General features: G+C 63.1%; 7 protein-coding genes. 2 read left to right on the top strand and 5 right to left on the bottom strand.

Going from position 1 to position 10,097, the window contains the following annotated elements; genetic code table 11:
- On the top strand, positions 1–3,414 hold a 3,414-nt coding region (locus ACN0YJ_RS14325), incomplete at its 5' end, for a M10 family metallopeptidase C-terminal domain-containing protein (protein WP_417496597.1).
- Positions 3,415–3,472: 58 nt separating this feature from the next.
- On the opposite strand, the gene ACN0YJ_RS14320 is transcribed toward ACN0YJ_RS14325, so the two are convergent.
- Positions 3,473–4,747 (bottom strand): MFS transporter, encoded by a 1,275-nt coding sequence (locus ACN0YJ_RS14320; RefSeq protein WP_417489015.1) that lies wholly within the window; start codon positions 4,745–4,747, stop codon positions 3,473–3,475.
- Between the two features lie 157 nt (positions 4,748–4,904).
- Here ACN0YJ_RS14320 and motA point away from each other — a divergent pair, with 157 nt between their 5' ends.
- Positions 4,905–5,777, top strand: a complete 873-nt coding sequence (gene motA, locus ACN0YJ_RS14315) for a flagellar motor stator protein MotA (RefSeq protein WP_417478070.1) — start codon at positions 4,905–4,907, stop codon at positions 5,775–5,777.
- Positions 5,778–5,849: 72 nt separating this feature from the next.
- On the opposite strand, the gene ACN0YJ_RS14310 is transcribed toward motA, so the two are convergent.
- The 4 genes from ACN0YJ_RS14310 to ACN0YJ_RS14295 are packed head-to-tail and all read right to left on the bottom strand — an operon-like array spanning position 5,850 to position 9,631.
- Entirely contained in the window at positions 5,850–7,730 is a 1,881-nt protein-coding gene (locus ACN0YJ_RS14310; protein ID WP_417496596.1) for a VWA domain-containing protein, read from the bottom strand.
- A gap of 9 nt (positions 7,731–7,739) precedes the next feature.
- Positions 7,740–8,726 carry a hypothetical protein gene (locus ACN0YJ_RS14305; RefSeq protein ID WP_417496595.1) on the bottom strand — a complete coding sequence of 329 codons (987 nt, stop codon included), beginning with the start codon at positions 8,724–8,726 and terminating at the stop codon, positions 7,740–7,742.
- Positions 8,711–9,151 carry a hypothetical protein gene (locus ACN0YJ_RS14300; RefSeq protein WP_417496594.1) on the bottom strand — a complete coding sequence of 147 codons (441 nt, stop codon included), beginning with the start codon at positions 9,149–9,151 and terminating at the stop codon, positions 8,711–8,713. Before ACN0YJ_RS14300 ends, ACN0YJ_RS14305 begins: the two co-directional genes overlap by 16 nt.
- Positions 9,152–9,160: 9 nt before the next feature.
- Complete coding sequence (locus tag ACN0YJ_RS14295) at positions 9,161–9,631, bottom strand: hypothetical protein (protein WP_417496593.1); 471 nt, start codon at positions 9,629–9,631, stop codon at positions 9,161–9,163.
- Positions 9,632–10,097 lie beyond the last annotated feature (466 nt).

Genomic DNA, 10,097 nt, shown 5'->3' with positions numbered 1-10,097 from the left:
TACGGCAATGACGGGCGCGACGAAATCCATGGCGATGCCGGCAATGACTGGCTTGACGGTGGTTCCGGGGCGGACTGGCTCTATGGCGGCGAGGGCGATGACACAATTGATGGCGGCTCCGAGAACGACCAGTTGTGGGGCGGGCTCGGCGACGATGTCATTGATGGCGGTGAGGGCACTGACACGGCAGTCTATTCCGGCAATTACGCAGACTACACGGTCGAGATTTCGGGTTTGACCGCGACGGTCATTGGTGCCGATGGCGTCGACACTCTGACCAATATCGAAGCGCTATGGTTTGACGATCAGCTGGTGCATATCGTGCTGGAACCGGTCAACGACAATCCACCGGTGATAACGTCGGCCGCCGCCGCGGACGCCGCTGAAAACCAGACCGCAGCCTATACGGTTACCGCGACTGATGGCGATTCCGGGGCCGCGACGCTGAGCTATGCCCTGGCGGGCACCGATGCGGCCTTCTTCAATATCGACTCGGCGACGGGTGTCGTGACCTTCAAGGTGGCGCCCGATTACGAGACGCCTGAATCCGCTGATGGTGATAATGTCTATAATGTCGTCGTCAGCGCCAGCGATGGCCGGTTTACCACCGAGCAGGACGTGGCAATCTGGGTGTCGAATGTAACCGACACCCGGCCGGTCATTACCTCTGATGCCGATTTTACCGTGCCGGAAAACCTGACCGATGCGATCACGATCCAAGTCTCCGACAGTGACCCGGAAGTTCACACCTACACGCTGTCCGGACCGGATGCCGCGCTGTTCAGAATGGCGGGTGACTGGGGCGGCCTGTTATTCTTGGCACCACCGGATTACGAGGCCCCGGCCGATGCTGGCGGCGATAATGTCTATAATGTCACCGTCGATGTCTCCAACGGCGTCTTTTCCACCTCGCAGGATATCTCGATCACGGTTGAAAACGTGAATGATGTTGCGCCGGTCTTTACGTCTCCGGATGCGGTGTCGGTGGAGGAGAACCAGATTGCCGTTGGCCGGGCACGGGCGACCGATGCCGAGGGCGACACCCTGAATTTCTCGCTCGGTGGCGATGATGCCGGCCTGTTCCGGATCGACAGCACAACCGGGATTATCCGCTTTTTGTCGGCACCCGATTTTGAAGCGCCAGGCGATGCCGATGCCGACAATGTCTATGATTTGTCCGTTGTTGCGAATGACGGATCCAACAATACGGTCCAGTCCCTGGCCGTGACAGTGACCAATGTCGTCGAAACGGTAGAGGACGTGCCGGCCGATCCGTCGACCCAGGTCGAGATCGCGGTCGGTGGGACCTATATTGGTGAGTTGGAGACTGTCGGCGACCGGGACTGGATCCGGGTCGAGCTGACGGCCGGGCAACGCTATGCAATCTCGCTTGATGGCACGGGTGGTGACGCGCTGATCGATCCGCTGGTTCGGCTCTATGACGCGTCCGGCGATTTGGTCGCCACCAATGATGATGGTGGACCGGGCCGGAACGCACTTCTGACCTACACCGTCAATTCGACCGGGACCTACTATATCGAGGCTGCAGCCTGGGACGATGGCTATACCGGTGATTATAGCCTCGGGGTTGAAACGGCTGCGCCGCTGGAGTTCTACACCAATGACCAGATCGCGGACTTTCTGCAGACCGGCTATTGGGCCGGCAATGGCCAGACGGCCCGGCAGTGGAGCGTCACCGAGGGCGGCACGATCACGGTCAACCTGGTCGGCCTGACCTCGGGCGGGCAAACCCTGGCGCGAGCGGCGTTGCAGCTCTGGTCGGACCTGACGGGCATTAATTTCACCGAAGTGTTCAGCGGCGGGCTGATGGTGTTTGATGATGACGAAGAGGGTGCGTTCTCGACCTCCGTCCTGTCCGGGTCCACCATCCAGTCATCCACCGTGAATGTCTCGACAGACTGGCTGAGTGATTATGGCACCGGTCTCGACACATATTCCTTCCAGACCTACATCCACGAAATCGGTCATGCGCTCGGACTGGGGCATGCCGGTCCGTATAATGGTGCAGCCGATTACGGGGTTGATGCGGCCTATCTCAATGATTCCTGGCAATCGACCGTGATGTCCTATTTCAGCCAGGTCGAAAACACTTATGTCGAGGCGTCCTATGCCTTCGTGGTGTCGCCGCAGATGGCTGACATCATCGCCCTGCAGAACATGTATGGCAGCGCGAGCAGTATCCGCGGTGGCGACACGGTCTACGGCTTCAATTCGACTGCCGGAAACGCGATCTATGATGCAGCGTCCTTCCAGACGATCACGAGCTATACGATCGTGGATACGGGCGGCACGGATACGATGGATTACGGCCTTTCCAACGCCCACCAGACATTGGATTTGCGCGCCGAACATTTCTCCAGCGTGCAGGGTGGCACCGGCAATGTCGGTATCGCGCGCGGCACGGTGATCGAGAACGCCACGGGCGGCAATGGCAATGACACGCTGATCGGCAATAGCGCCGACAATATCCTGCGTGGCGGTGACGGCGTCGACGTCTTCTATGCCAGCGGCGGTTCCGACGTTCTCTATGGCGGCAGCGGCGCCGACCGGGTGATTTTCAGTGGTGTGGTCAGCGACTACACGATCACCACGAATGGCGCCGGAAACCAGGTTGTCACCGATAATCGCACCGGATCACCGGATGGTGTGACGGAATTGGTGAGTATCTCGATTATCGAATATGGCGTTTCGGCGCCCGACCAGGGACCGGTCGGGGCCATGCCGGCCGGCGAAGCGGCCGAGCTGGCATCCTGGCCATCGCATGTCAGCGGGTTCGGGGTGGATATCAGGACGGATTTTGTCCAGATCATGCCCGAGATCGACGCCTCGCACAGGCCCGGCCTGATCGATACGGCGCACAAGGCCGGCCCTGATGTCATGGGCGCGGCCGAGGGCTGGCAGGATCTGGTCGGTGCCGTGGTCGGGGCCGAAACCGGTCTGGCCTCGCTCTCGCTTGAGGACGTGTTTGACGACGCCTGGACGGATTTCCATGATCTGCGCGATCTGGCCCGGCTGACGGATGAGGCCGGTAACCGGCATATCCGCGTCGAAACCTTCACCGTCCTCGCCGCTGATGGCGGCGGGGCGCTTGCCCGGATTTCGCAATTCTCCGGCATTGATGACGGGCCGACAGGCCTGTTCGGAGGCGTCACCTTGCCGGCCGGCCCCAACGTGCAGGGCCCTGACGCGCAGGGCCTCCCATTGCTGGGCGATGATGCGCTGCCTCTCAATCTCGGCCTGACCGATGATGAATTGCTCGCGGATATCGACCCGCTCGGCGATGCGCCCCTGTGGGTGCAGGATCTGCCACGTCCGGTCTGGGTCGAGGACGTGCCGCTGCCGGCCGAGATTATCGATCCGCTGGTCGGCCTGGATTTGCCAGACGGCTGGTAAGGGGTTTAATGCCTGGCCTGGCGCCAGGCGGCGGTGATGACAGAAACCGGGCCTTGTTCTAAGGCTCGGTTTTGACCGTCACCGGGGCCGTCACGCGGGCAATTCCCGGATGCCACCAGGCCAGGGCCAGGGCGGCGATGCTCAGCACAGCCGCTGCGATATAGGGGCTGTGATGGCCCAGCTGGTGATACATCATCAAGCCACCCACCGGCCCGATGATGAAGCCCAGACCGGCGGTTGCCGTTGTCAGGCCCGCGGCTCGGCCCTGTTCTTCCGGGGTGACGGCGATCGAGGCGCCGCCGACGAAGCCGGACCGCGCCAGCCCGAAGGCGAAGCTCGTCATCAGATAGGCGAAGACAATGCCGGCATAATTCGGCGCGATCAGCATCACGCCGCTGCCGAGCGCGGTGATCAGTCCGCCCAGCGACATCAGCACGCGCGGAGAGGCTTTCAGGGCCGGGATGACAATCAATTGCGCCACGATCAGCGCGCCGGCGCCGGCCGCCAGGGCGATGGCTGACATTTGCAGCCCCTGGCTTTCATCCAGCCCGAGGGCATCCATGATGAAGAAGGACAGGGTCGCCAGGCTGAGCGATTGGGTGATCCAGATCACGGCGCCATACATCATGAAGGGTGCGATCCGGGGATCGGCGGCGAAACCGAATTGCCGCAACGGGTTGAGCGGGCGTTGCTGGGCGCGGGGCGGGGTTTGCTCCGGCAGGAATTTCCACACCGCCAGGGCGCTGACAGCGACCGAGGCTGAGATCATCACCATGAAGATCGGGACGCCGACAATATCGACGAAAGCGGCAGCGAGCGTCGGTCCGATCACGGCGCCAAGCCCGAAGGCCGCGGTCAGTCCGGCCAGGGCTTCGGTGCGTTCTTCCGGGCTGGTGCGGTCGGCGACATAGGCCTGGGCCGCCGGATTGGTGGCCGAGCCGAGCGAGCCGAACAGGGTGCGCGCCAGCGCCATGGCGAAGATCGCGGCGAGCGGCGGTACCCAGCCGGATTCGCCGGCCCAGGCCGCGCCGCCAAACATCAGGGTGGAACCGGCAAAGGCGCAGAGGCCGAAAATGATCAGTGGTTTGCGGCCGCGCCGGTCCGACAGCGCGCCCCAGATCGGCGTCATCGTCATGAAAAGCGTCGCCGAGACCGTATAGATCGCCCCGACCCAGTATTCCGGCACTGCCAATTGCCGCGCCAGCGGCGGCAGGATGGCGAACAACATGTTATTGCCGATTCCCGTCGCCATCAGACAGATGAAGAGCAGGCGGAAAGCCGCCGTGCGCTGTCTCGGGCCGGATGGATTGGTGGGGTCGTAGAGCGGGGTCATCGGATGGCAAGCTTCAGGAGCTTTGCATGAATTGGCAAGCGACTGTTCCGTAAACCTCAAGATAACGCCTGTTCAACCGGACATTAAGCTTAACGCGTCATAGTGCTCTCAAATCGGGCGGCATCAATGTCCGGATATGGAACGGGTGGACGTTTAAATGTTTCAGATTATCGGCATTGTGGTCGTGTTCGTGATGGTCTTCGGAGGGTTTACCCTCTCGGGCGGTCATTTCGACGTCATCCTGCACTCGCTGCCCTATGAGATGATGATGATTGGCGGCGCCGCGACCGGGGCCTTCCTGATCGGCAACAAGCCGAAAACCGTCATCAAGACACTGGGCGATCTGGGCAAGGTTTTTACCGGCTCCAAATGGAAGGCGTCGGACTATACCGACCTGCTTTCCCTGCTCTTCCTGCTGACGAAGATGATGAAGACCAAGGGCGTCATCGCGCTGGAATCGCATATTGAAAACCCGAAGGAGAGCGCGATCTTTACGCGCTATCCGCGGATCATGAAGGACCATTTCGCTGTTGATTTCATCTGCGACACGCTGCGCATGATGACGATGAACCTGGAAGACCCGCACCAGGTCGAAGACCATATGGAAAAACAGCTCGAGAAGCACCATCACGAGGCCGCCGATCCGGCCCATGCCATGCAGACCATGGCCGATGGCCTGCCGGCGCTGGGCATCGTGGCCGCCGTGCTCGGCGTGATCAAGACGATGGGCGCGATCGAGAGCCCGCCCGCCGTGCTCGGCGGCTATATCGGCGGCGCGCTGGTGGGAACCTTCCTCGGCGTGTTTATCGCCTACGGCTTTGTCGGCCCCTTCGCCGCCTATATGACGGCGATCTATGACGAAGAGAGCGGCTTCTACAAGATCATCCAGTCGGTTCTCGTCGCCCACTTGCACGGCAATGCCGCCCAGATCTCCGTCGAGATCGGCCGCGGCGGCATCCCGAGCAAGATGCAGCCTTCCTTCCTGGAAATGGAAAAAACCCTCGACGAAATCCCCGCCGAAGTCGGCTAGGGCGCTTTACGAAGCGGATCGAATGCAGGCGCGCAGCTCTCAGGGCTGCGCGCTTTTGCGTTGGGGCAGACTCTACTCCAGCGTGAGGCGGGTGGTGTCGCCGGCGGTGATTTCCGCGGTCGCCTGACGGTTCTGGCCCCACCGGATCAGATAGGTGCCGGCCTGCAGGGTCAGCAATTCGCCCGGACGGCCACTCGCCATGGTGTCGCCGCTCCCGGTCTCGTGCACGGTGAACGGCCCGGTCACGGCGCTGGCGAGCGCCCCGGCCAGCTCGGCCTCATCGGCGGCAGCGAAATATCGTCCGCCACCGATCGCCGCCCAGGATTGAAAGACCGCCTCGAGGTCCGCATCGCCAATCGCCAGGCCAACAATATTCACCCGGATGTCCCATCCGCGGTCACGCAGCGCCTGGATTGCGGCGGCGGCATCGCCGTCACATGTTTCCTCGCCATCCGTCAGCACGATGAGGACGCGTTCGCCCGCGACGTCTGCCAGGTCGCTGGCCATCAATTCGATTGAGTGGCCCAGCGGCGTCCGCGCGAGATTCATGGCGTTCACATTGCGGATAATCGCGCTGGCGGAATCCGGATCAAGCGGACCGAGGGGGATCTCCAGGTCGGTGCGGCAGCTGTCGGGCTCGCGGTGACCGAAGACGCGCAAGGCAAAGCCGGTGCCGGGCGGGATCGTGTCGCCGACAAGACCGGTCAGCCTTTCGCGCGCAATGGCGATGCGGCGCTCATCGCCGATCCGCTGCAGCATCGAGCCGGAGGCATCGAGGATCACGCCGACCGCATCGTCCGGGCCGAGCGCAGCGCGGCTTTGCTCCACCAGCAATTGTCCGGGCTGTGCCGGTGGCGGCGAGACGGAGACCGGCCGGCGCGCCATTTCACGCCCTGCCCGGGTGAGATAGACCAGCGTGTAGTCGCCGGGCTCGCCGGGTGCGCCCAACGTCACGAAGTCCTCATTGGGGTCGATGTGCCGGTAGGTCGCGAGCGTGCCGGCGCCGTCACGCATTTCGACCCTGTCGCCATAATTGCCTGCACCGTCCCAATGCGCCGCGAACTGGGTGTGGGCCGTCACTTCGTCGGGGGCGTCCAGCGCGACGGAGGCTTCCACAACGTTGATCGGCGTGCGGCCGATGATCCGGCCGCTGGAGATATAGACAATGTCGTAGGCACCGAGCGTTTCCGACGCGGTCAGATTGGCGCCGCCATCCTCGCCCGCATTGCCGACATAGTGATAACTGGCAGTGCCAATGTGATCGCCATCGCGTGCGGCGAAGCTGATAAGGTCCTGGCTGTTTTCCGGACCCTCCCAGAAGACGCGCACCGTGCCGCCCTGGAAGACTTCGGCCGGGGCTGTCAGCGTGGCTTCGATCCCGCTGACTTCAATCGGTGTGCGGGCCAGGATGGTCTCGCCGCTCACATAGACAAGGTCGTAGCTGCCGGCGTCTGCGGGCGCGCGCAATGAGGCCGGCTGGCCGCGCAAGCCACCGACATAGGCATAGCTTGCTCCGCGAATGCGATCGCCGTCGCGCGTCGCAAAGGTCAGAAGATCACTGCGGCTGACCGGACCGGTCCAGGAGAGTTCGAAGGTCTCGCCGGCGCCGACCGAGGCGGGCCCGGAGAGTGAGGCGTCCGGGGTGAAAACGGTCAGCGGCTGGCTGGCGCGCACTTCATTCTCGGCGACATAGACCAGCAGATATTCGCCCGGCGCTTCCGGTGCCATGATCATTTTCGGGTTGGTGTTCGGATAGGCGTAGCTGACCCGCCTCCCTTCCCCGCTTGCAGGCCGGATCTCGATGATGCTGCCGCGCGCCTCCGGTGCCGTCCAGTGGACTTCGATATCCTGGCGGATATGCGCCTCACCGGGCGCATCGAGGCTATAGGACTGCGCCAGCACCGGGCTGAGGCTCAACGCGATGAGTGAACAGGCGACGATCAAGAGACGCATGGCTGGCTCCTAGGGTTCGACCATTGTGTAATGGTGATGGCTGCGAAAGCCTGCGCCATCCCAATAAAGGCTGTAGGCGGATTTCTCGATCCGCTCGATCGTGATGACATCGCCGGGACCGGCCGGCAGGCCTGTGTCGCCGAAATATTGCGGCAGGTCGGCGCGCGACCCCACGCTCCAGGCCTCGACCTGGTTGAAATAACCCGGCGCCAGATCACTGCCCGGCGGGATCGCGTCAGCGCCGAAGACAGACGTCCACGTCCCGGCGCGGCAGACGGCGATACCGTGCTGGCCATCGGCTTCGCGGATAACCGGGACGGCGTAGTCGTGCGCGTCGTCAGCATCGAAATCACCGCCCAGCAGGCGCGGCATCACCCAGGCCTCGGGGCGCCAGGCGAGATCGAGCCCGCAGGTCCGGATCAGTTCCAGCTCTTCGTCGAGATAGACCGGACTGATCAGGTTTTCATCCCGAATGCGCTCTTCTTCCGTTTTGGGGATCATCACGCAGGCATTGAAATTGAGATAGACCATGCGTGCCCGTTCGCCCGGCTCCAGACCGGCCAGGCCATAATCGCGCATATTGAGCCAGCCGAGGCCGATGCCCCGGAAGGCGCCGCGCGGGTCGTTGAGCATGAAGCGGCGCATGGTTTGCGGCGCGTTGACATCGCCCTGATTGGGACCGGTATTGGCCGCATTGCGAAAATGCCAGCCATAGAGCATTCGCGGATTGGTACCGCCATGAACGGGCAGGGTGGCGAGGGCGAGATTATAGCCGGTCGCGTCGAGCACCTGGATGTCCCAGCCATGCGGTGCCGGCGCCAGATGGAGCGTCCAGTCATGTCCCAGATCAGCGCTGTATTGATGCTGGCCGGCCACTTCGCCACTGACTGTCGCGGCGTAGTGCGTGGCGGTGGGCGTGCACGCATCGGCGTGCGCCGTGCCCGGCAGCGCCGCCGCGAGGCTCCATATAAACAGGCCAATCAATCGTCGGAGCATGGCGAGGTCTCATCGTTTGGAGTGTCGCTCCCGGGGCTGGCGCATGCCGGCTCCATGGCCTGGGTGCTCGTCCGGGGCGTTTGAAGATTGCGGATCTGCGCCTCGCGCTCGGTCTCGGCCTTGCGCATGGCAAGGGTCAGGCTGGTGGCGAGCGCGAGGCAGACGAGCAGTCCCGCCATGGCCAGCAAGCCGAGCGCCTTTACCGGCATTTTCATGGCAGCGAAGGTCGCGATCACGAGGGCGATCAGCGCCGCAAGCAAGCCATATCCCATCGCCTCCGCCGGTGCGGCAAGTCCCTGGCCGGGCGGGACGAGGAAGTGGCCACCCAGATAAGTCCCTGCACCAAAGGCCAGTGCCATCACGGCAAGGACAAAGGGCAGGCCCAGTCCGAACCGGGTCAGGAAGCGGGTCGGGCGGCGCGGCATGGCGGGCCCCTAGTTCAAGGCCGTGATCGACAGCGTCGTATCATCGCCATTGGGTATCAGGTTGAGCGAGATCGAGCGTGCACCTTTCTCGAAGCGCAACATCTGGCCCGGCCCGTTCGGTGCGTTGGCGGCTTCGGTCCAGCCCAGCTCCGCCATCTCGCGTGAATAGAAGGCGGCGACCTCTGCCGGCGAGCCTTGAGCCAGGGCGGCGAGCGTGTAGCCCATATTCGGGATCGCGCTGGCGCCATAGATATTGAGGCCGGGATAATGCGCCACATCCTCGGGGAAGCCCGCGGGCAGGTCCAGATTGGCGCCGGCCTGCGCATGCATGCCGCCATTATTCTGTTCCATCACCACCATTGGCTCACCATCATCATCGCCGCTGGCAGTGGCGCCTGGAGGCGTGGTGTCGCCACCGCAAGCCACCAGAAGTGTGGCGAGAAGGGTGAGTGGAAGTCCCGATTGCACGCATCGTGTCATATCAGCGTCCTTTGCTCTGGCCGCGCCGCCGGGCACGGCGAAGTTCCGTGTCAGACCTGTCGAGGTGAGCAAGAACACTCAACCCTGTGACCGCCCCGCTTGATAGCGGGACAGCCGGAGAGCAGGCGTGACCGGGGCCACGCTATACGCCAGGGACGAAATGGAAAAGTGTTTCAGCGAATTTTACACCCGGAGGACTCGCTGGCGGGCGGACGGCGCGGCAATCTGATCGAGTTCGGCGCCGGGCGGCGCCACATGATTCCCCGAGCACTCGGGGGCTGTCAGAATAAACCGGGGCCGACACAGTTATTCCCCACTTCCCCGTTTCAATTCACACATCTGCGCCTAGGCGCACATTCTACCATAAACGGCTTGCCAGCACCGGGGCCTGCGGGGTTTAGCGGGTCAAGGCCCCCTTCGGCGCCGCCTCGCGGGCATCCTCCTTGACACGCCGAACCCCCCAGGG

The sequence above is a fragment of the Maricaulis sp. genome (assembly GCF_048270095.1).
Lineage (GTDB): Bacteria > Pseudomonadota > Alphaproteobacteria > Caulobacterales > Maricaulaceae > Maricaulis.
The sequence above is the reverse complement of the archived record's forward strand: the minus strand, read 5'-3'. Positions and strand labels throughout refer to the sequence as shown.

Coding starts and splice junctions, on each gene's coding strand:
- ACN0YJ_RS14320 (WP_417489015.1), bottom strand. CDS start 4,747: ATGACCCCGCTCTACGACCCCACCAATCCATCCGGCCCGAGACAGCGC.
- ACN0YJ_RS14295 (WP_417496593.1), bottom strand. CDS start 9,631: ATGACACGATGCGTGCAATCGGGACTTCCACTCACCCTTCTCGCCACA.
- motA (WP_417478070.1), top strand. CDS start 4,905: ATGTTTCAGATTATCGGCATTGTGGTCGTGTTCGTGATGGTCTTCGGA.
- ACN0YJ_RS14305 (WP_417496595.1), bottom strand. CDS start 8,726: ATGCTCCGACGATTGATTGGCCTGTTTATATGGAGCCTCGCGGCGGCG.
- ACN0YJ_RS14310 (WP_417496596.1), bottom strand. CDS start 7,730: ATGCGTCTCTTGATCGTCGCCTGTTCACTCATCGCGTTGAGCCTCAGC.
- ACN0YJ_RS14300 (WP_417496594.1), bottom strand. CDS start 9,151: ATGCCGCGCCGCCCGACCCGCTTCCTGACCCGGTTCGGACTGGGCCTG.